This is a genomic window from Nocardiopsis sp. NPDC007018 (genome assembly GCF_040635075.1).
In the GTDB taxonomy this organism is placed as follows: Bacteria; Actinomycetota; Actinomycetes; order Streptosporangiales; family Streptosporangiaceae; genus Nocardiopsis.
On the sequence record NZ_JBEYHA010000044.1, the window covers coordinates 1 to 19,676 of the forward strand.

Consider the following 19,676-nt stretch of genomic DNA (forward strand, 5'->3'; position numbering starts at 1 on the left):
GCCATCCGGCGGACTGGCTGGTGTCGAGCAGGAGCCGGGCGCCGTGGTCGGTGCAGGCGGCCCGCAGTTCCCTGATCGGGGCGACGCGGCCGACGCCCTGCGGGCCGCCGACCTGTCCGCCACCGGCTCCGACGGCGTCCTGGTGCACGTGGACGGCGACGGCGTGTACCGGTTCACGCTCGATGACCAGGGGGCGGCCGCGCTGTTCGCCGACTCCCTGGACGAGGTCCTCGGTCCCCTGGTGGGAGATCCGCGCTATCTGGTGCCCCGGTACGTGCCCACCGGCCCGGAGGACGTCCCGGAGCCGGTGTTCCACGCGCTGCCGTCCGCCGTGGCCCGGAACAGGAGGGGCGCGCTCGCCTTCCAGCGGGCGTGGAACCGGTGGGTGGGCCCGGGGACCGTCGTGGGCACGAGGTCCGAGGAGGGCCGCGCGCTGCTGGCGGTCCACCATGGGAGCTCGCCGTTGGAGGTCTGGACCGCGCACCGTCTCACCTGGGAGTAGCGACGGGGGCGTTGAACGCGTGCGAAGGGGGCGTTGAGCGGGTGCGCTCCGTCTGACGGAGTCGGTGCCTCCGCGTCCGCGCCCCGTGGTGCCCGTCGCCCGAAGGCTCGCGCGTCGCCGTACGCACCGGGGCCGGTCACCGTCTGACCTGCGGCGGGGAGGTTTCGGGTCCACCCCTTCACCCGGAGGACACCGGGAGTTCGGGTCCCCCTCGTCCCGGGGTGGTTGGCTTCGTGCGCATCCCCCTCTCACGAACCTCGGGAACCACCATGCGCAGATCCCTCACCGCCGCGGCCCTGCTCGCGTTCGGTCTCACCATGGCCGTGCCGGTCCAGGCCGACGAAACCCCCTCGTACGGGGCGCCCGAGGCCACCGGCGACATCCGGCTCTCCGCGTTGGGCACCTACCACACCGACGTCTTCGACTCCTCGGGGGCGGAGATCGTCGCCCACGACCCGCGTACCCAGCGCCTGTTCGTGGTCAACGCCGCCGCGGCCGTGGTCGAGGTCCTGGACGTCTCCGACCCCGAGCGGCCCGTGAAGCTCTTCGACCTGGAGACCGCCGGGGTCCCGGCGGCGGACGGGTCCGTGGTGGAGCGCGGCGGCGCCGCCAACTCGGTGGCGGTCCACGGGAACGTGGTGGCCGTGGCCGTGGAGGCCGCCGACCGCACCGACGACGGCTGGGTGGTGCTCTTCGACACCGACGGCAGGTCGGTGAACGCCCTGCGGGTCGGTGCGCTGCCGGACATGCTGACCTTCACCCCTGAGGGCCGCACCCTGCTGGTGGCCAACGAGGGCGAGCCCGACGACGACGTCACGGTGGACCCCGAGGGTTCCGTGAGCGTGATCCCGGTGAACCGCAGGCCCGCCGGGCTCACCCAGGACGACGTGCGCACCGCTGACTTCCGCGCCTGGGACGAGGACCGCGAGCTCCACCCGGACGTGCGCGTGTTCGGCCCGGACCTGTCCACCGGCGAGCCCGGCACCCCCGGCCGGGTGGCGCGCAACCTGGAGCCCGAGTACATCGTGGCCGACACCAACCACAGCGCCCACGTGGTGCTCCAGGAGGCCAACGCCTTCGCGGTGCTGGACCTGCGCGGGGCGGAGATCACCGACATCGTCCCCTTCGGCACCAAGGACCACCTGGAGCCCGGGAACGAACTGGACGTCTCCGACCGCGACGGCGGGATCACCATCGCCAACTGGCCGGTCAGCGGCATGTACCAGCCCGACGGGTTCGACAGCTACCGCTGGCGCGGGCAGACCCTGCTGGTCACCGCCAACGAGGGCGACTCGCGCGACTGGGACGGGTACTCGGAGGAGACCCGGCTGAAGAACCTGGAGCTGTGCGAGGACGCACCGGCCGTCCGCCGGTTCCTGGACGACAACGACCAGGGCATCGGGACCGTGGCGGAGCTGACGGCCGACCGCAACCTGGGGCGGCTCTCGGTCAGCACCGCTGACGGCCTGCGCGAGGACGGGTCCTGCTACGAGGAGATCCACTCCTTCGGCGGCCGTTCCTTCTCGATCTTCGGCACCGACGGCGAGGTGCTGTTCGACTCGGGTTCCGACTTCGAGCGCATCACCGCCGAGGCCGCTCCGGAGTTCTTCAACTCCAACCACCGCGAGAGCACCTTCGACGGCCGCAGCGACGACAAGGGCCCCGAGCCCGAGGGGGTGGCGCTGGGCAAGGTGAAGGGGCGCACCTACGCGTTCGTGGGCCTGGAGCGCGTGGGCGGGGTGATGGTCTACGACGTCACCGACCCGCGCGCCGTCACGTTCACGCAGTACCTCAACAACCGCGACTTCGGGGCCGAGCCGTCCAGTCGTGCGGCCGGTGACCTGGGTGCGGAGGGTCTGACCTTCATCAGCGCCGGTGACTCGCCGGTTCCGGGCGTGCCGGTGCTGGTCGTGGCCAACGAGGTCTCGGGCACCACCACACTGTTCCGGATCGACTGACGGCCGCCCCTGGCGCCGCGGGCTCCGGGGGTGGCCGACGCCGTCGGGGCGGGCGTGTCCGAGTGACGCGCCCGCCCCGGCGGCGTTCTCAGTGTTCGGCGCCCATCAGGTGCAGCAGGGAGTGCACGGTGGTGTCGACGAGTGTGTAGCGAACCGTGCGCCCGTCGCGTTCGTCCTGGACCCAGCCCTGGAGGCGGAGGGTGCGCAGGGCCTGGGAGGCGGCGACGTCGGTGATCCCGGCGGTCGCGGCCAGCTCCCCCACCGAGGCCTTCGCCGGGCCCGCGTGGTGCATGGCGGCCAGCAGGCGCAGGCGGGTGGGGTCTCCGAGCAGGCGGAAGCGATCCGCCCAGGCTCCGATGTCGATCTGGGGCTCCGAGGATGGGTGATCGCTGTGGGAGGTCATCGGTTCCATTATCCCCGATCGGACCCGGGAGGGTGACCGTCGTCTCCGGATGTTCCGTGGGGCGTGGAGGCGGCGGCCCGGGGGCTCCGATCCTGGTCACGGGCGGGGCCGACGACGAGAGTCGATACCTTATCATCTGATCAGATGGTCAACTTTTCGCCATCGAATGACCACGACTCCCACAAGGAAGCACTGCATGAACGGAACCGTCCCCACACGCGCCCTCCTCGCGACCGCACTCGCCCCCGTCCTCCTACTGACCGCCTGCTCCGGCTCCACCGACACCGACGCATCGGGGACCCCGACCCGCGTGGTCCTCGCCGACGCCCAGCCCGTCGGCGCGTTCGACCCGGTCAACGGCTACGGCGAACTCGGCGTCTCCCCGATCTTCGAGGGCCTCCTGCGCCCCGACTCCTCCGGAGACGACGCCCTCCCCGAACTCGTCCCCGCGCTCGCCGCCTCCGACCCCGAACCCAACGACGACAACACCGTCTGGGACGTGGAACTGCGCACCGACGTCACCTTCTCCGACGGCTCGGCCCTCGACGCCGAGGACGTGGTGGCCACCTACTCGGCCGTGCTCGACCCCGACACCGCCTCGGAGGTCGCCGGTTCCTACTCGATGATCGAGTCCGTCACCGCCGTCGACGACCACAACGTGCGCTTCACACTGAGCCACCCCTACTACGCCATGCCCGCGCGGATGACCCTCGGCATCACCCCCTCCGAGGAGATCACCCCGGGCCCGGCGGCGGACTCCGAGCGCAACCGCGCCCCGGTCGGCACCGGCCCCTACGTGCTCTCCGACCTCAGCGCCGACCAGGCCGTGTTCGAGGCCAACCCCGAGTACCACGGCACCGCGCCCGAGGTCACCGAGCTGGTCATCCTCTCCGTGCCCGACGACAACACCCGGGCCCAGCGCATGAGGGCGGGCAACATCGACGGCACGGTGCTGCCCCCGGTGACCGCCGAGACCTTCACCGACCTCGACGGCTCCGAGGTCGTACCCGTCCGCACCGCCGAGTGGCGGGGCCTGTCCCTGCCCGCCGACAACCCCTTCACCGCCGACCCCGACGCACGGCTGGCGATGAACCTCGCGGTGGACCGCGACGGCGTCGTGGAGAACGTGCTCGCCGGGCACGGACGCCCCGCCCACACCCCCGTCCCCGACGTCTACGGTGAGGCGCACGACCCGGAGGCCGTCTTCGAGTACGACCCCGAGGCCGCCGCCGACCTCCTGGACGAGGCCGGATGGGAGGAGGGGCCGGACGGCGTCCGGGTCCGCGACGGCGACCGCGCCGCGTTCACCCTGAACTACCTGGCCTCGGACCACCTGCGCCGCGACCTGGCCACCGCGTTCGCCGCCGAGATGGAACCCCTGGGCGTCGAGGTCGACATCCGGGGCGCCTCCTGGGACGAGATGGGCGCGGCCAGCACCGAGGCGGGCATCCTGCTCGGCGGCGGCGACAAGCCCTACGACCTGGACACCCAGGTGTACGCCACCCTGCACACCCGCGACGCCGACACCCCCACCTACGAGAACCCGGGCGACTTCGCCATCCCCGGCATGGACGAGGACCTGGAGACCGCCCGCCGCACCCTCGACCCCGAAGAACGCGTCGAGGCCTACCGCAGGGTCCAGCGGGCCTACGTCGAGAACCCCACCTACGTGTTCATGGCGTTCGTCGATCACACGTACGTCGCCGCCGAGGACGACTGGGACCGCGGCCCGCTGGTGCTCGAACCCCACGCCCACGGGGTCTCCTGGGGGCCGTGGTGGAACCTCGCCGAGTGGCGTCGATGAGTTCCCCGCCCGCCGGGGCCGGCCGCGCCGGACCCGGTGGCGGGACCGCCGCCGCGAGCTGGCGGGGCTGGTGGCGCGCCGCGTCGCCGTCGGCCTGCCGATGCTCGTGGGACTCAGCGCGCTGGTGTTCCTGCTCGCCGCGCGCTCCCCCTTCGACCCGCTCGCCGCCTACCTGGGCGCGGGCTACCAGCGGACCACCACCGAGCAGCGGGAGTCCCTCGGGGCCGCACTGGGGTTCGACCTGCCCTGGTGGCGGGCCTGGTGGTCCTGGGCCGGAGACCTCCTGCACGGTGACCTGGGCTGGTCCCGGGGGTACGCGATGCCGGTTTCCGAGGTGTTCGCCGAACGACTCCCGTGGACCCTGCTGCTCTCCGGCACCGCCCTGGTCGTGGCCGTGCTGGCGGCCCTGGTGTGGGGCACCGTCGCCGGTCTGCGCCCAGGGTCGCGAGCCGACCGGATCGTCACTCGCGTCGGGGTCCTGGTGCAGGCCGTGCCGCCGTTCGTCCTCGCCCTGGGTTCGGTGACCGTGTTCGCCGTGATCCTGCGCTGGGCACCGGTCGCGGGAGCGGCCGCCCCGGGGCAGGCACCCACGTTCGGCGGGGTCGTCGTCCACCTGGTGCTGCCCGCGTGCACCCTCGCCCTGACCCAACTTCCGTGGCTGCTGCTGGCGGTACGCACCGCGGTGGCCCGCGCCCGGGAGTCGGAGCCGGTCCGGGCCGCCCGGGCGCGCGGGGTGTCCCCCGCCCGTGTGGTCACCGGCCACGTGCTGCCGGTCTCGCTCGCCCCGCTCGTGACGATCGTGGGGGCGCGGCTGCCGGAACTCGTGGTGGGCGCGGTGCTGGTGGAGGAGATCTTCGCCTGGCCGGGGATCGCCGCCGCCCTGGTGGCCTCGGCGGTGTCGCTCGACTTCCCGTTGTTGGCCGCCCTGACCCTGACCACCACCGCCGTGGTGCTGCTCGGCTCCCTGCTCGCCGACGCGGCCTACCTGTTCCTGGACCCGAGGGTGAGCGCCGATGTCTGAGCCCGTACCCGAACCGACCACACCAGCCCAGGCCGCCCCGGGGAACTCGGGTGGCCCGGGGGGAGCGCACAACCCTGCCGAGACTCCCAGGTCACCGAGCACGGGCGCCACCACCCTCCCCGGGCGCGGCATGACCACCGCACCGTCCTCGAAACCACCTCGGCCCGGCCGTCGCCTCCCCTTCCGTCTCCTCCCCGCCACCGCCCTGGCCGCCCTCGTCGCCTACGCCGTCCTCGTCCCCTGGTGGGCGGGGACCCAGACCGCCGACTTCTCGCAGGCCCTGCTGCCGCCCGGCCCGGGGCAGTGGTTCGGCACCGACCACTCCGGCTACGACCTGTTCGTACGCTCCGCCGAGGGACTGCGCGTCTCCCTCCTGGTGGCGCTGGTCTGCGCCGTGGTGGCCACCGTGCTCGGAGTCGCCGTCGGGGCGGTCGCGGCCACCACGGGCGGCCGCGCGGACCGGGTGCTGATGCGCACCACCGACGGGGTCAACGCCCTGCCCCACCTCCTCATCGGTGTGGTCATCGTCGCCCTCTACCCCGGCTCGCTGACCGCGATCATCGCGTCGATCGCGCTCACCCACTGGCCGCAGATCGCCCGCGTCGTGCGTGCCGAGATGCTCTCGGTGCGCTCCTCCGAGTACGTCGAAGCCGCCTACCTGTGGGGCTCCTCCCGGAGGCGGGTGCTGGTCCGGCACCTCCTGCCCGCCGCGCTCCCGCAGGCGGCGGTCGGCCTGGTGATGCTGGTCCCGCACGCCGTCTGGCACGAGTCCACGCTCAGCTTCCTCGGTCTGGGCCTGTCCCCGGACGAGGCCAGCCTGGGCACCCTGCTGGAGATCGCGCGCGGCGACGTGTTCACCGGCGCCTGGTGGGCGCTGGCCGCCCCGGCCGGAGTGCTCGTGGCCACCACGCTGTCCGTGGCCGGGCTGACCCGCGCCCTGGACGGCCGTCCCCGCTCCCGGCGCGGCGGTCGGACGGCCGACCCCCTTCCCGGGGCCTCCCCCGGTGACGCGGGTCCGATCGACGGCGCGTCCCTGGTGCGGGTACGGTCCCTCACCCTGCGTCTGCCCACGGACGACGGCCGCTGGGTGCACGCGGCCACGGACGTCGACCTCGACCTGCGCGCGGGCGAACTGACCGCCCTGGTCGGGGAGTCGGGTTCCGGCAAGTCCACGCTGGCCTCGGCGCTGTGCGGTCTGGCCCCGGCCGGAACCCGGTCCTCGGGAAGTGTGCTGGTCCGGGGCCGGGAGATGCTCGGGGCCGACGAACCCGCCTGGCGGGCGCTGCGGGGCCGGACCATCGGCCTGGCCGCCCAGTCCGGCTCCGCGACCTTCACCCCCGTGCGCCGCGTCGGACCCCAGCTCGCCGAGGTGGTGGCCGCCCTGGGCAGCGGGGAGTCGGTCGCCGCGCTGTTGGAACGGGTCGGCCTGGACGCCGACACCGCCGAACTGTTTCCGCACGAACTGTCCGGGGGGATGGGGGTCCGGGCCGCGACGGCCGCCGCCCTCGCGGGCGCACCCCGGGTGCTCGTGGCCGACGAACCCACCGCGGGTCTGGACCCGGACCTGGCCGTCCAGGTCCTGGGCCTGCTGCGCGCCGTGGCCGACTCCGGCACGGCGGTCCTGGTGATCACCCACGACCTCCAGGCGCTGGAGACCGCCGACCCGGCCGACCGGGTGGCGGTGATGTACGCGGGACGGATCGTGGAACAGGGCCCCGCGCGCAGGGTGCTCACCGCGCCGGAGCACCCCTACAGTCGGGCGCTCGTGGCGGCGCTGCCCGCGCACGGGCTGCACCCGCTGCCGGGGCTCCCGCCGGAGCTCACCGACCTTCCCGCCGACCACGCGTTCGACGACCGGAGGGAGCGGAACGATGCCGTTGGTGGCTGACAGCGTCGCCTGTCGATACGGGGATCACGTGGTGATCCGAGGGGTGGATCTGACCGTCGAACCGGGGCGTGTCCTCGGGCTGACCGGCCCGTCCGGCAGCGGCAAGTCGTCGCTGGCGCGCGTCCTCACCGGCCTGCGTCCACCCGACGAGGGGGCCGTACTGGTCGACGGTCGGCCCCCGTCCGTCCGGCGGGGTCGGATGGACGGGCGGTTGGGGCTGCTGCACCAGTCACCCGTGGCCGCCACCGACCCGAGGATGACGCTGCGGCGGATCATCGCGGAGCCGTTGGACGCCCGGGGGCGCCGGGCCCGGCGCGGTGCGGAGACGGACGCCCGGACCGCGGAACTGGCCCGAAGGGTGGGGCTCACCCCGGACCTGCTGGAACGGCTCCCGCACCAGGTGTCGGCCGGCCAGCTGCAACGGGCCTGCGTCGCCCGGGCTCTGGCCGCCGCCCCCGACTACCTGGTGTGTGACGAACCCACCGCCATGCTCGACGCCGCCTCCACGGCGACTGTCGCGCACCTGTTGTCGGAGCTGGCCGCCGAGGGGGTCGGCGTCCTCACCATCAGCCACGACCACGCGCTGTTGCGGGCCTGGGCCCACGAGGTGGCGGACCTCCGGGAGTTGTCCGGCTGACCGAGGGAGGGCCGGGGGAACGTGTTCCCCCGGCCCTCCTCCGTCGCGCACACGCGCCAGACACAAGCGTCAGGCGAAGTCGTGCTCCGGTTCGGCCGCCTCGTATCCGGCGGGGTCCGTGAACTCCGCGCGCCACCGCCGCCACGAGTCGGCGACCTGGGCGTCCGCCTCGTGGGCGTGCCCGGCCACCGCCCTGGCCAGGGCCCCCGGCCCGTGCAGCAGGGTCTCTCGCACGCCCACCGCCCGCTCCGGACGGGCCCCCAGCAGGAAGGTCGAGCTCTGCACCCGGTTCCCGCCCATCACCCCGGGGGCCGCCGACAATGACGGATCACGCAGGTCCAGGTCCTCCACCAGCAGCGGACGACCGTCCACGTCGACCCGGGTGACCGAACGCAGCGGCCCCCCGGACGATTCGTAGGAGCGGCCGAGCGCCAGCGTCTCGTGCACCAACGCACGGCCGGAACCCGACAGGCGCACCCGCATGTCCCGCGTGATGTCCGCGCCCGCGGTCACCACGAACGGGGCGCCGCGCCACACCAGGCACGCGCCGTCCGCCACGCTCAGGTCGGCCCGCCAACTCGCGGACCCGCCGTCGGCGTCGTAGGCGACCGTCCCGGACGGTTCCACCAGCTCCAGCCACACTCCGGGGCCCACGGTGACCTCCATCCGCAGGTCGTCCCCGGCGAGCAGCAGGGCCCAGGTGCCCAGCAGCGCCACCCGCGCGGTGTCGCCCCGCACGCCCAGGGGCTGAGCCCGCAGGTACGTGCCGCCGGACAGGTGCGTCATACGCACCCGCCCGCCGACCCGCTCCACGGTCACTCGGGCCGGGACGCTCTCACTCATCCGTGCTCGTGCCCGTCCCCGTCACCCTCATGGGTGTGGGTGGTGCCGTCGGCGTGGGTGTGCGGGGCCATCGGGCCCGGGTCGCGCGGCACGTGGCTACCGGCGCGGTAGTCGGCCAACACCTGGTGCACCCACCCGGCCAGGGCCTTGATGGAGACGTCGTCGTGCTGGCTCAGGGCCAGCACCGGGAGGCCGCCGCGCGAGGCGGAGGCGTCGGCCACCATCCGCTCGGCGTCCACGCCCACGTGCGGGGCGAGGTCGGTCTTGTTCACCACGAGCAGGTCGGCGCGCTCGATGCCCGGGCCGCCCTTGCGGGCCACGTCGCCGCCACCGGCCACGTCCAGGCAGAAGATCTGCGCGTCGGCCAGGGCGGGGCTGAACGTGGCGGTGAGGTTGTCGCCGCCGCTCTCCACCACAACCAGGTCCAGCGGGGCGAACTCCGCCTCCAGGTCCTCCACCGCGAGCAGGTTGGGGGTGACGTCGTCACGGATCGCGGTGTGCGGGCACGCACCCGTCTCCACCGCGTGGATGCGCTCGATCGGCAGGACCCCGGCCGCGCGCAGCAGGCGGGCGTCCTCGTCGGTGTAGATGTCGTTGGTGACCACGGCCATGCTCAGCTCGCCGGCGAGCTCACGGCACAGGGTCGCGATGAGCGTGCTCTTGCCGGTTCCGACCGGACCGGCCACACCCAGGCGCATCGCGCGACGGGGGGCGGTGGTGGAACCTGCGGCCGCGTTCGCTTCGGTCTGCTCAGGCAACGAAGATCCTCCTGGTCTTGACTTGGTGTTCGAGGGACCACCCCTCGATCTGGGGTGCGGTGCGGGCCGGGAGGTCGTCGGGACCCCGGACCGCGAGCGCCTCCGCGAGCGTCGCGGAGATCACCCCCTCGGCTCCGAGCACCCAACCGGCCGCGTCCACCGGGTCGACGGGTGCGAGTTTCAGTGCGGCGGAGGCCACCGTCTGGGCGTCGTCGTACAGACTCACCCGGGCGGTCTCGGTCTCGTCCGACCCCATGACGGCCGCGACCACGCCGAGCGCGATCGGCCGCTGCGGGGCCCGGCCCAGCGTGCGCAGCGCCTTCACCGCCGGGTGTTCGGGCCACAGGCGGTCCGCCAGGCGGACCAGCCCCCGGCCGAGCAGCCCCGAGATGTCACGCAGCGGGGCGCTCGGCGAGCGGGCCAGCAGCGCCTCGTGCGCGTCGGCGAGGGCTCCGGCGTCCGCCCCGCCCCCCTCGGGGCCGTCGATGGCGGGGGCGTCGGCGGCCGCGCCACCGACCGCACGGTGGGCCAGGACGGCGGCGGCCGCCTCCACGAGACCCACCGTGCGGGTACGCGCGGCGATGTACGCCGGGACGAGCTCCGTGGGCAGGCCGTCCAGCAGGGCGGGTTCGAGCCCCGCCGAGTACGTGTGGCCTCCCACCGGCAGGCGCGCGTCGGCCAGCAGGAGTGTGCCCAGTCCAGTGCTCACACGGCGGCCTAGAACATCGAGTACCGCTGCGCGAGCGGTACCTCGTCCACGGCCTGGCGCCGCACGAACTGACCGTCGATGGCGATCTCGAACGTCTCGGGGTTGACGTCGATGTCCGGCAGCGCGTTGTTGTTCGGCATGTCCGCCTTGGTGATGTCGCGCGTCGGCTTCACGCCCACCAGCTTGCGCTGGAGCCCCAGCCGGTCGGCCAGCCCGTCCTCGATCGCCATCGGCGACACGAAGCTCACCGCGAGGTCAGCCGCCGACGTGGCCTCCGCGGCCAGGGTCGGCCGCATCAGGACCGGCTGCGGCAGGGGAACCGCGCCGTTGGGGTCGCCCAGCGGGGCGGCGACGATCGCGCCCGCCTTGATCACCGAGGTCGGCCGGATGCCGAAGAACGCCGGGTCCCACAGCACCAGGTCGGCCATCTTCCCCGGCTCCACAGAACCGACCACGTGGTCGATGCCGTGCGCCACCGCGGGGCAGATGGTGTACTTCGCCACGTACCGGCGGGCACGGGCGTTGTCGGCGGGCAGCTCCGAGGGGAGCGGACCGAACTTGTTCTTCATCACGTGCGCCACCTGCCAGGTACGGCAGATCAGCTCACCGATGCGGCCCATCGCCTGCGCGTCCGTGGACGTGATGGCGATCGCGCCCATGTCCAGCAGGACGTCCTCGGCCGCCATCGTCGAGGCGCGGATGCGCGAGTCGGCGAACGCCAGGTCCTCCGGCACGCGCGGGTTGAGGTGGTGCACCACCATGAGCATGTCCATGTGCTCGGCGACGGTGTTCACCGTGAACGGCAGGGTCGGGTTGGTGGAGGCGGGCAGGACGTTCGACTCACCCGCGGTGACGATGATGTCCGGCGCGTGGCCGCCGCCCGCGCCCTCGGAGTGGAACACGTGGATGCCGCGACCGGCGATCGCCTCCAGCGTGTGCTGGACGTAGCCGGTCTCGTTGAGGGAGTCGGCGTGCAGGGCCACCTGGAGGCCGAACTCGTCTGCGCCGCGCAGGGCCGCGTCGATCGCCGCCGGGGTCGCGCCCCAGTCCTCGTGGACCTTGTACCCGCCCGCACCGGCCAGGGCGTCCTCGCCCAGGGCCTTCATGGAGACCGTGCTGCCCTTGCTGAACAGCAGAACGTTGAGCGGGAACTTGTCCAGGGCCCGGTGCATCATCCGCAGCGCGTGCGCGCCCGGCGTCACCGTCGTGGCCTTGGACCCCTCCGTGGGACCGGTGCCGCCGCCGATCACCGTGGTCGTCCCGGTGGTCAGCGCCTCGCGCATCTCGATCTCGCTGAGGAAATGCACGTGGGTGTCGATCGCCCCGGCGGTGAGGATCTTGCCCTCACCGGCGATGACGTCGGTGCCCGGGCCGATCAGCAGTTTCGGGTGCACGCCGTCCATGATGTCCGGGTTGCCGGCCTTGCCGATGGCCACGATGTGGCCGTCCCGGATGCCGACGTCACCCCGGACGATCCCCCAGTGGTCCATGATCACCACGTTGGTGATGACCAGGTCCAGGGCTCCCTCGGAGCGCGTGGTCAGCCCCTGGCCCATCGACTCGCGGATGGTCTTGCCACCGCCGAAGACGGCCTCGTCGCCTCCCGCGGTGCGGTCCTCCTCGACCTCGATCCACAGGTCGGTGTCGCCCAGGCGGATCTGGTCCCCGACCGTGGGCCCGTACAGCTGGACGTACTCGCGGCGGTCGATGCGGCTCACGGTTGCTGCTCCTCGGTGTCCTCGTCCTCGGTCACGCCCCGCTGTCCGGGAGGCGTCTCGGTGGGCACCACCTCGGCCGGGTCCCCGTCGTGCGCGTCGATCTCGCCGACGCGCATCGTGGTGCCGGAGGCGCGCTCAGGTGCGGGCACCTCGACGCCGGGGGTGCCGAACGGGATCACCGGACGCGGGACGCGCTCGCCGGTCTTGGGTTCCTTGCTCAGGTCGTTGAGCTGGAGGCCGGGAACGTAGCGTCGACCGCCGAAGGCCACGAGGTCGACGGTGCGGCTCACCCCGGGTTCCAGACGGATCGAGGTGCCGGCGGGGATGTCCAACCGGAAGCCCCGGCAGACCTCACGGTCGAAGTCCAGGGCCGGGTTCGCGTCCGGAAAGTGCAGGTGGGAGCCGATCTGGATCGGCCGGTCCCCGGCGTTGACGACGACGAGGGACAGGCGCTCGCGGTCGGCGTTGAGGTCGAGGGGGGTGACGCGGGTGCGGATCTCACCGGGAATGATCATTGGATCGGCTCCGTGATCGTGACGAGCTTGCGACCGTCGCGGAAGGTGGCCTCGACCTGGATGTTCGGGATCATGTCCGGGACCCCGTCCATGACCTCGTCACGAGAGAGCACGGTGCGCCCCTCGTCCATCAGGTCGGCCACCTTGGCGCCCTCTCGGGCCCGCTCGATCACCCAGCAGGACAGCAGCGCTACCGATTCCGGTTGGTTGAGCTTGACTCCCCGTTCCCGTCGGTCCCGGGCGATCATGCCCGCGACGGCCAGGAGAAGCTTCTCGGTATCGGAGGGAAGTAGATGCATGAACCACCTCTCAACGATTCGTTATGGGTTTGGTAGCAACCCCAAACCCACCTAGGTTTTAGCACGTGAGAGCCGTGTGGCAAGTCCGAACTTGCTCATCGGGTCGTTTCGGGACGGTTGTCGGTGGCCGGGAGGCCCTGTCGGACAAGGGAAAACGCCCCCGCTTCATGTGCGACAAACACTGGTACATTTTTTCGTGAGACGACCCCCTCCGCCCCGCTCTGACGGAGTGTTCGCGCCGCCTTCGAGGAGACTTCTTCTCGGGAGGCGCCGACGGGGCCGTTCGGCATCCCCTCGACCCGAGGACGGCCGCGCGGCGCCTACGGTGGGACCGAAGGCCGATGCCCCCTCCCGGGGACTCCGGTTCCGAACGTCCACCCTCCGCGACGCCGGGGGAAGAGCCGCCCGCACCCGGACACGCCCGGAGGTCCGTTGCCGCACCACGCGCGACCGCTGCGCCCCTCGCCCCGATGGCCGCACGTGGAGTGGTGGGTGCCCGCCATGGTCGCGAGTTCGACGATCCAACGCGCCGACACCGACCTCCTCCTGGCACTCGACCTGACCGGTGCGCGGGCCCGGGTTCGAGCGGCCTGGGACGGAGGACCACGGGTCACCGTCGTCTGCGAGCCCGACACCGACGCGGACCGGCTTCGACACCTGTTGGAGGGCGCGGCCCCGGGCCGGACCGTACGGGCCTCGCCACCCGGACACGGACGGGAGTTCTGGGCCCCGCCCACGAACGCTTCGGCCCGAGCCCGCTACGCCTGGCTGCTGGACCAGATCTGTGTCGACTCCACCCACTGGCGGATGAGGGACCTGAATCTGGTCGCGGTCCACGCGGACCCCGCCACCGGGTCCGCGGACCTGACCCTGGAACGGCTCGACGGGGTCGGCACGGTCACCGCCCGCGTGCCGCTCCTCGCCGGGGAGGAGCTGGTCGGCGCTCCCGACTGGATCGCGGGCCGTGTGCGAACGACGTTGGCACAGGGCTCCGGAGGAGCCCTGGTCGTGCTCCCCGGGTAGCCGCCTCGGTGGTACCCGGGCAGCCGCCGACGGTGGCCCCCGTCCGTCACCACCGCCGGATCATCAGGTGGTAGAGCAGGGTCGACACCCCCATCATGACCGCGCCGCCCAGCATGTTCGTCGGGTTCGGGTCACCCGTGAGCGGGCTGGCGGACACCAGGATCAGCAGGCCGCCGACGAACAGCAGCACACAGGCGATCGTCAGCTTCAGGTGGCCTTCGGGGGCGCGGCCGGTCACGGGGCGCCCTGGGCGGACGCCGCGGGAACCGCGTCGGCGGCGGGGGGCATGACGAGCGCGCCCTCATCCCGAGCGTGGACGACCGCACGCTCGGCGGCGTCGGTGATCATGTCGAACATGGTCGGTTCCCGGCTTCCGTGGGGGGTGTCGGCCCCCATCCTCGCGCAGGACGAGGATCAGCGACGACCCGGGTTCGTGCTCAGTCGGGCTGCTTGTCCATGTGGTCCGACACGCGCTGGGTGAGCCGGGCGAACGTGCCGAGCTGGTTCGGGGTCAGCGCGTCGACGAACAGACGCCGCACGTGTTCGACATGGAGCGGCGCGGCCGCCTCGATCGCCTCGTAACCCGCCGGGGTGACGACGATGAACGCCCCCCGGGCGTCGTCGGGGCACTCCTCCCTGGCCACGAGACCGCGCTGCGTCATCCGCCTGACCTGGTGGGACATGCGGCTCTTCTCCCAGTTGACGAGCTTGGCCAGCTCCAGGTAGCGCATCTTCCCCTCACTGCTCTCGGTGAGGTTCACGAGGACGACGTAGTCGGAGGCGGACATCCCGGAGTCGGCCTGGAGGAGACGGGAGAGCCGCCCGACGAGCGTCTCCTGCATGCGGATGAAGCCGTCCCATGCCGCCTTCTCCTCCGCGTTCAGCCAGCGCGGCGTCTCGTCCATGGGCGCAGTGTAACGAAGAAGTCGACACCTCACCTGGGCGAGCGCGGCGGTCGGGGTGACCGGCGGGGCACCCCGACCGCCGTGTCCCGGTCGGTTCAGGCTCCGGCCCAACGGAGGGGGTCGTCCTCCAGCGCGGGGCGGTCCCAGTGCCCCTGGTCGGCGGCGGCCTCGTAGGTCGTGCGGAGGAACTCCGCGACGGCGCGGTCGGGATCGGGTGCGGCGCGGGCCACTTCGTAGGGCAGCAGGAACTGCTGGAACTCCGTGCTGTAGTACGCGCCCTCCGGACCGACCGGCTGGTCGGCGAACCCGGCGGGCGCGGGGTAGGCGTAGGAGTAGAAGGCGCCCTCCTCGCCGCCGCCGGGCCAGAACCCGCAGCTGGACAGTTCCCGCGAGTAGCCCTCCACCATGACCCAGTCCCCGCAGTTGGGCGCACCGCCCGGGTGCGGCGGGGCCGACCGCCCGGAGAAGCGGGTGCAGGCGAGGTCCATCCCTCCCCAGAAGAAGTGCACCGGGCTCACCTTGCCGACGAAGTGCGACCGGAACTCGCCCATCACCCTGTTGGCCTGCAACAACTGTCGCCAGAAGAGGGTGGCGGCCTCGGCGTCGTAGGAGGCGTGCTCGTGGTCCTCGGCGAAGGGGATCGCCGGGTCGACCTCGTTCGGGTGCGGCCGGATCGGCGCCTCGATTCCGAGGCGTCCCAACGCGTCCAGGGTCCGGGTGTAGAACTCGGCAACCGTCATCGGCCTCAGCGGGAAGCCCCGGGAACCGCCGTCGCTGCCGCGCACCTCCAGCCGGTGGCCGACGAGGTCGAACTCGATCTCGAAGGCGCCGCCCCGGTACGGGACGGCCGAGGTCGTCAACCCGCGTGGGCTGACGTAGAGGGTGACCTGCCACCAGTGGTTGACCAGCGGGGCGTGGGCCATGCGGATCTTGCCGACGATCTGGGTCCACATGTGCAGGGTGTCGCGGGTGGGGGTCCAGTCGGCGACCCGCAGTGCCGGCCAGTTCGTCAGTGACGGGAGGGTCATCGGTTCTCGATTCCTTGGATGTGGCACGGGAGGCGCGGTGGCGCTTTCACCACCCCGGAACAGGCCGAATGGGGCAGGCTGCTCGAACGCCCCGAAGTTGGGTGATGCGTCATGCGCATAGTAGATGATGGGTCAACTTGTTAGCCAGATCCGCCACACGGTTGACGCATCATCCATTGGTGCCTATTTTGATGACGCATCAATAAAATGAGTCACTGTGGGCGTCGCCCCCCCACCCGGAGAGGACCCCCGTGAGCACCGAGGCCAAGAACGGACTGGAGGCACTGCTGACCCCGGAGGAGAGCGTGCTCGTCCTCATCGACCACCAGCCGTTCCAGTTCGCCAACCTGAACAGCCACGAGCCCACCATGGTCGTCAACAACGCGATCGCCCTGGCCAAGGCCGCCAAGGCGTTCGAGGTTCCGACCATCCTGACCACCGTCCTGGAGGAGCGCGGCGGCCACCTCATCCCGGGCCTCAGCGACATCTTCCCGGAGCAGACGCCGATCGACCGCACGTTCATCAACACCTGGCAGGACCAACGGGTCGTCGACGCCGTCAAGGCGACCGGCAGGAAGAAGCTGGTCATCGCCGGACTGTGGACGGAGATCTGCCTGGCGATGCCCGCGATCCAGGCGGCTGGCGAGGGCTACCACGTCTTCGCGGTCACCGACGCGTCAGGCGGTGTCTCGGCCGAGGCCCACGACATGGCCGTGCGGCGGATGGTCCAGGCCGGCGTGGTGCCGATCACCTGGCTGGCCGTGGCGGGCGAGTGGCAGCGCGACTGGGCCCGGGAGGAGACCGTGTCGGCCATGGCCGGGGTCCTGGAGCAGCACGGTGGTGCCACCGGCGTCGCGTTCGCCTGGGAGACCCAGCTGTTGAACTCCCGCACCGGAGCCTGACCCCACCCGCGCCCGCCGGACGAGCACCCGGCGGGCACCCGGCCGGGCGGACGACCGCCCGGCCGACCCATCGAGGAGGAGGACCCATGGCGGTCGAGGTGAGAGACGCCCCGGAGGCGAAGCGCTACGAGGCACGTGTCGACGGGGAACCGGAGGTCGCGGGCGTCGCGGACTACATCCGAACGGAGGAGCTCGTCGCGTTCGTGCACACCGAGGTCGCACCTGAGTACGGGGGGCGGGGCGTGGGGTCCGCGCTCGCCCGCGCGGCCCTCGACGAGGCCCGCTCCGCGCGCCTGCGGGTGCTGGCGACCTGCCCGTTCTTCGCGGGGTGGATCGCCCGACACCCCGAGTACCAGGACCTGCTCTACCAGTCCCGCAGCAGCGTCGACGACTGAGCGCCGCCGCGGTGAAGCCGTCCGGACCGGCACCGGAGACCCCACCGACGGGCGTCTGAGGGCGACAGGAATGGCACCGCCCGCCGTCGGGGGCTCGAATCCCTTTCCTCACACGGCCGCCGATTCATGGCGCGACGACCGTTCGCCGCTGGCGGCGCTCGGAAGCGGGCCTCAGCGCGTGGACGGCGCCCCAGCGGCGGTCGAGGCGGGCGGTCTCAGGCCCGCGACGAGGGTGTCCACGAAGACGTCGCGGTCCTCCGGTTCCCCCAGGCGGATGGCGTGTTCGATCCCGCAGACCAGTCGCTCGACCTGGGCGGTGGTCAGGTCCCGGCGCAGTGCTCCGCTCTCCCGCGCCCTCCTGAGCAGCTCTTCGAGCTCGCCGAAGATCGAGGCCTTGAGCGCCCCCACCTCCTCGCTCACGTCCTCGTTGGCGAGGAGGACCGCTTGGAGACCGCCCGCCTCCAGGTGCAGGTCGACCACGGCGCGCAGTGCCGCCTCGAACCCGCGCCCCGGGTCGGGGTCGGCGCTGGCCCGTGCGGCGAGCGCGCGCAGTCGGCCCAGAGTCTCCATGGTGAGTTCCTCGACCAGGGCGTGGGACGTGGGGAAGTGACGGTAGACGGTCCCGACCCCGACCCCCGCCTCGCGGGCGATCTCGTTGAGGCGCAGGTCCTTGGGGTCGCTCCGTCGCGCGACCTCCAGGATGCGCTCCCTGCTCCGGGCGGCGTCAGCGCGCAGTGCGTTCATGAAGGCATCCTACTCGAACCGGATAAGTCATCCGATTACTGTTACAGTAAGCGGATAGTTCATCCGATTGATGGGAGAGTCGCCATGGACTGGGACCCCGAAGTACTGCCCGAACAGCACGGACGCGCGCTGGTGGTGACGGGGGCGACCGCGGGCATCGGGTACTTCGCGGCGGAGCGACTCGCCGCCACCGGAGCACACGTCGTCCTCGCGGGGCGCTCGCTCGACCGACTGGGCACCGCCGCGGCCGCGATCCGGGCGCAGGTGCCGAACGCGAGTCTGGGCTCGCTGCTCCTGGACCTGGCGTCACCGGAGTCGACGGCCACGGCCGTCTCGGGACTCGCGGAGTACGAACGCCTGGACGGGCTGCTGTTGAACGGGGGCTCCATGTCGCTGAGCGCGGCCGACCGGACCCCCGACGGCCTGCCGACCCTCCTGGCGACCCACGTCCGGGCGAACGTGGGGTTGGTCGCGGGGACGCTTCCACTCTTGGAGCGAACGGCGCGGAGGCACGGCGCGACCGCGAGGATCGTGCACACCTCGACGTCGTTCGTGGACCTGCTGCGCACAGGGGTCCGGGACGTGCGCGCCCGCTCTCGCTTGGGCGTCCGCGCCTACACCCGGAGCAAGGCGGTCACGGAGATGTTCGCCTACGAACTCGACCGACGGCTGAGGGCCGCGGGTGTGCCGGTGGCCTCCCTGGTCTCACGCCCGGGGGTCGGCGTGGACGCCCGGACCCCGCACCGACCGGGCGTCCGGGACGAGACGGTCCCCTTCCAACGCAACCCGTACACGCCGTGGGCCCAGGGCAAGGACGCCGCGGCCTGGTCCGCGCTGCGCGCCCTCACCGACCCCCGGGCCCAGGGAGGTGACCTCTACTCTCCCAGCGGCGGTGTCAAGGGGCGGCCGGTCCGCCTGACCCCGAACCCGCTGACCCAGGCGCCCCCTCCGGACGCGATGGAGTCGGTGTGGCGCCAACTGGAGGAGCTGGCCGGGGTCCGGCTGCCGACCACCGGTGCCCCCACCCCGGCCTGAGCTCGGTGAGTCACGACGGGCCGCGCCGTCGTGACTCACGCCGATCCCGGACCCCGACACGGTTCGTCGGGCCCGCTTCGCGACCACCGGACCACGCCGACGCCCGCCCCTGAAGTGCTTCCACACCCCTCCATTTCCCACACCGCACTTTCCGACGCCACGTGGAGCGCCAGATAATCGGGATAATAGATTTTTCTGTGCTACTGTCAGAGGAGTTGCAGTAGTGGCCCCATGGAACCTCACTTCCATCGGAGATCACCGCAGTGACGGGAAAATCGTCATCTGCGGTTTTCTTCATTGTCGAGCGAGAGGTGCCATCATGGCCACCGGTACAGTCAAGTGGTTCAACGGCGAAAAGGGCTTCGGCTTCATCGAGCAGGACGGTGGCGGCCCCGACGTCTTCGCCCACTACTCGAACATCCAGGCCACGGGCTACCGTGAGCTGGCCGAAGGCCAGTCCGTGCAGTTCGACGCCGTCGCCGGGGCCAAGGGCCCCCAGGCCGAGAACATCACGCTGCGCTAAGCCTGATCCGGGGGAGGACACTCCCCCCGTGACGGGGTCCGCCCTCCAGGAGCCGGACCCCGTCTT

General features: G+C 72.2%; 22 protein-coding genes and 1 pseudogene. 11 read left to right on the forward strand and 12 right to left on the reverse strand.

Annotated elements, in window-relative coordinates; all coding sequences use genetic code 11:
* Window positions 1-502 (forward strand): annotated as a pseudogene (locus ABZ635_RS20655) (hypothetical protein); the annotation flags it as partial.
* A 269-nt stretch (window positions 503-771) separates the two neighbouring features.
* Window positions 772-2,460, forward strand: a complete 1,689-nt coding sequence (locus ABZ635_RS20660; RefSeq protein ID WP_357767585.1) for a choice-of-anchor I family protein — start codon at window positions 772-774, stop codon at window positions 2,458-2,460.
* Between the two features lie 88 nt (window positions 2,461-2,548).
* On the opposite strand, the gene ABZ635_RS20665 is transcribed toward ABZ635_RS20660, so the two are convergent.
* On the reverse strand, window positions 2,549-2,863 hold the full coding sequence (locus ABZ635_RS20665; protein WP_357767588.1) for a metalloregulator ArsR/SmtB family transcription factor: 315 nt from the start codon (window positions 2,861-2,863) through the stop codon (window positions 2,549-2,551).
* A gap of 196 nt (window positions 2,864-3,059) precedes the next feature.
* On the opposite strand from ABZ635_RS20665, the gene ABZ635_RS20670 reads away from it, so the two are divergent.
* From ABZ635_RS20670 to ABZ635_RS20685, 4 genes are all read left to right on the forward strand, one after another.
* Complete coding sequence (locus ABZ635_RS20670) at window positions 3,060-4,667, forward strand: ABC transporter substrate-binding protein (RefSeq protein WP_357767591.1); 1,608 nt, start codon at window positions 3,060-3,062, stop codon at window positions 4,665-4,667.
* A 70-nt stretch (window positions 4,668-4,737) separates the two neighbouring features.
* Window positions 4,738-5,688 (forward strand): ABC transporter permease, encoded by a 951-nt coding sequence (locus ABZ635_RS20675; RefSeq protein WP_357767594.1) that lies wholly within the window; start codon window positions 4,738-4,740, stop codon window positions 5,686-5,688.
* Window positions 5,689-5,818: 130 nt separating this feature from the next.
* Window positions 5,819-7,576, forward strand: a complete 1,758-nt coding sequence (locus ABZ635_RS20680) for a dipeptide/oligopeptide/nickel ABC transporter permease/ATP-binding protein (protein WP_357767597.1) — start codon at window positions 5,819-5,821, stop codon at window positions 7,574-7,576.
* Window positions 7,560-8,213 carry an ATP-binding cassette domain-containing protein gene (locus tag ABZ635_RS20685; protein ID WP_357767600.1) on the forward strand — a complete coding sequence of 218 codons (654 nt, stop codon included), beginning with the start codon at window positions 7,560-7,562 and terminating at the stop codon, window positions 8,211-8,213. The genes ABZ635_RS20680 and ABZ635_RS20685 overlap by 17 nt, the downstream gene beginning before the upstream one ends.
* Window positions 8,214-8,282: 69 nt before the next feature.
* On the opposite strand, the gene ABZ635_RS20690 is transcribed toward ABZ635_RS20685, so the two are convergent.
* Genes ABZ635_RS20690 through ABZ635_RS20715 form a run of 6 tightly spaced genes read right to left on the reverse strand, consistent with a single transcriptional unit; the run spans window position 8,283 to window position 13,055 of the window.
* Window positions 8,283-9,056 carry an urease accessory protein UreD gene (locus ABZ635_RS20690; protein ID WP_357767603.1) on the reverse strand — a complete coding sequence of 258 codons (774 nt, stop codon included), beginning with the start codon at window positions 9,054-9,056 and terminating at the stop codon, window positions 8,283-8,285.
* A complete protein-coding gene (ureG, locus tag ABZ635_RS20695; RefSeq protein ID WP_357767697.1) occupies window positions 9,053-9,754 on the reverse strand; it encodes an urease accessory protein UreG in 702 nt (233 codons plus the stop codon). The genes ABZ635_RS20690 and ureG overlap by 4 nt, the downstream gene beginning before the upstream one ends.
* Window positions 9,755-9,806: 52 nt before the next feature.
* Window positions 9,807-10,523, reverse strand: a complete 717-nt coding sequence (locus tag ABZ635_RS20700; RefSeq protein WP_357767606.1) for an urease accessory UreF family protein — start codon at window positions 10,521-10,523, stop codon at window positions 9,807-9,809.
* Window positions 10,524-10,531: 8 nt separating this feature from the next.
* The gene (locus ABZ635_RS20705) at window positions 10,532-12,241 is read right to left on the reverse strand and encodes an urease subunit alpha (protein WP_357767609.1); all 1,710 of its coding nucleotides are present in this window, start codon (window positions 12,239-12,241) and stop codon (window positions 10,532-10,534) included.
* Window positions 12,238-12,756 (reverse strand): urease subunit beta, encoded by a 519-nt coding sequence (ureB, locus tag ABZ635_RS20710; RefSeq protein ID WP_357767612.1) that lies wholly within the window; start codon window positions 12,754-12,756, stop codon window positions 12,238-12,240. Before ureB ends, ABZ635_RS20705 begins: the two co-directional genes overlap by 4 nt.
* Window positions 12,753-13,055 carry an urease subunit gamma gene (locus tag ABZ635_RS20715; protein ID WP_357767615.1) on the reverse strand — a complete coding sequence of 101 codons (303 nt, stop codon included), beginning with the start codon at window positions 13,053-13,055 and terminating at the stop codon, window positions 12,753-12,755. Before ABZ635_RS20715 ends, ureB begins: the two co-directional genes overlap by 4 nt.
* Before the next feature lie 492 nt (window positions 13,056-13,547).
* Here ABZ635_RS20715 and ABZ635_RS20720 point away from each other — a divergent pair, with 492 nt between their 5' ends.
* Window positions 13,548-14,078 carry a hypothetical protein gene (locus ABZ635_RS20720; RefSeq protein WP_357767617.1) on the forward strand — a complete coding sequence of 177 codons (531 nt, stop codon included), beginning with the start codon at window positions 13,548-13,550 and terminating at the stop codon, window positions 14,076-14,078.
* Window positions 14,079-14,124: 46 nt separating this feature from the next.
* Here the strand turns inward: ABZ635_RS20720 and ABZ635_RS20725 are convergent, their stop codons facing one another.
* The 4 genes from ABZ635_RS20725 to ABZ635_RS20740 all read right to left on the reverse strand — a co-directional run bounded on the left by ABZ635_RS20725 (window position 14,125) and on the right by ABZ635_RS20740 (window position 16,011).
* Window positions 14,125-14,316, reverse strand: a complete 192-nt coding sequence (locus ABZ635_RS20725) for a hypothetical protein (RefSeq protein ID WP_357767620.1) — start codon at window positions 14,314-14,316, stop codon at window positions 14,125-14,127.
* Window positions 14,313-14,435, reverse strand: a complete 123-nt coding sequence (locus ABZ635_RS20730; RefSeq protein WP_357767622.1) for a hypothetical protein — start codon at window positions 14,433-14,435, stop codon at window positions 14,313-14,315. Before ABZ635_RS20730 ends, ABZ635_RS20725 begins: the two co-directional genes overlap by 4 nt.
* A gap of 80 nt (window positions 14,436-14,515) precedes the next feature.
* On the reverse strand, window positions 14,516-14,983 hold the full coding sequence (locus ABZ635_RS20735) for a MarR family winged helix-turn-helix transcriptional regulator (RefSeq protein WP_357767624.1): 468 nt from the start codon (window positions 14,981-14,983) through the stop codon (window positions 14,516-14,518).
* Between the two features lie 95 nt (window positions 14,984-15,078).
* On the reverse strand, window positions 15,079-16,011 hold the full coding sequence (locus ABZ635_RS20740; protein ID WP_357767627.1) for a DUF5996 family protein: 933 nt from the start codon (window positions 16,009-16,011) through the stop codon (window positions 15,079-15,081).
* A gap of 251 nt (window positions 16,012-16,262) precedes the next feature.
* Between ABZ635_RS20740 and ABZ635_RS20745 the strand changes: the two genes are divergently transcribed.
* A complete protein-coding gene (locus ABZ635_RS20745) occupies window positions 16,263-16,913 on the forward strand; it encodes a hydrolase (protein WP_357767629.1) in 651 nt (216 codons plus the stop codon).
* An 86-nt stretch (window positions 16,914-16,999) separates the two neighbouring features.
* Window positions 17,000-17,308: a GNAT family N-acetyltransferase gene (locus ABZ635_RS20750; RefSeq protein ID WP_357767632.1), complete on the forward strand. Its 309-nt coding sequence runs from the start codon at window positions 17,000-17,002 to the stop codon at window positions 17,306-17,308.
* Window positions 17,309-17,479: 171 nt separating this feature from the next.
* On the opposite strand, the gene ABZ635_RS20755 is transcribed toward ABZ635_RS20750, so the two are convergent.
* Window positions 17,480-18,052 carry a helix-turn-helix domain-containing protein gene (locus ABZ635_RS20755; RefSeq protein ID WP_357767635.1) on the reverse strand — a complete coding sequence of 191 codons (573 nt, stop codon included), beginning with the start codon at window positions 18,050-18,052 and terminating at the stop codon, window positions 17,480-17,482.
* Window positions 18,053-18,136: 84 nt separating this feature from the next.
* Between ABZ635_RS20755 and ABZ635_RS20760 the strand changes: the two genes are divergently transcribed.
* Together ABZ635_RS20760 and ABZ635_RS20765 are read left to right on the forward strand one after the other, a co-directional pair.
* Window positions 18,137-19,087 (forward strand): SDR family NAD(P)-dependent oxidoreductase, encoded by a 951-nt coding sequence (locus ABZ635_RS20760; RefSeq protein WP_357767637.1) that lies wholly within the window; start codon window positions 18,137-18,139, stop codon window positions 19,085-19,087.
* 319 nt (window positions 19,088-19,406) lie between these two features.
* Window positions 19,407-19,610: a cold-shock protein gene (locus tag ABZ635_RS20765; protein ID WP_357767640.1), complete on the forward strand. Its 204-nt coding sequence runs from the start codon at window positions 19,407-19,409 to the stop codon at window positions 19,608-19,610.
* The last annotated feature ends 66 nt before the right edge of the window (window positions 19,611-19,676 follow it).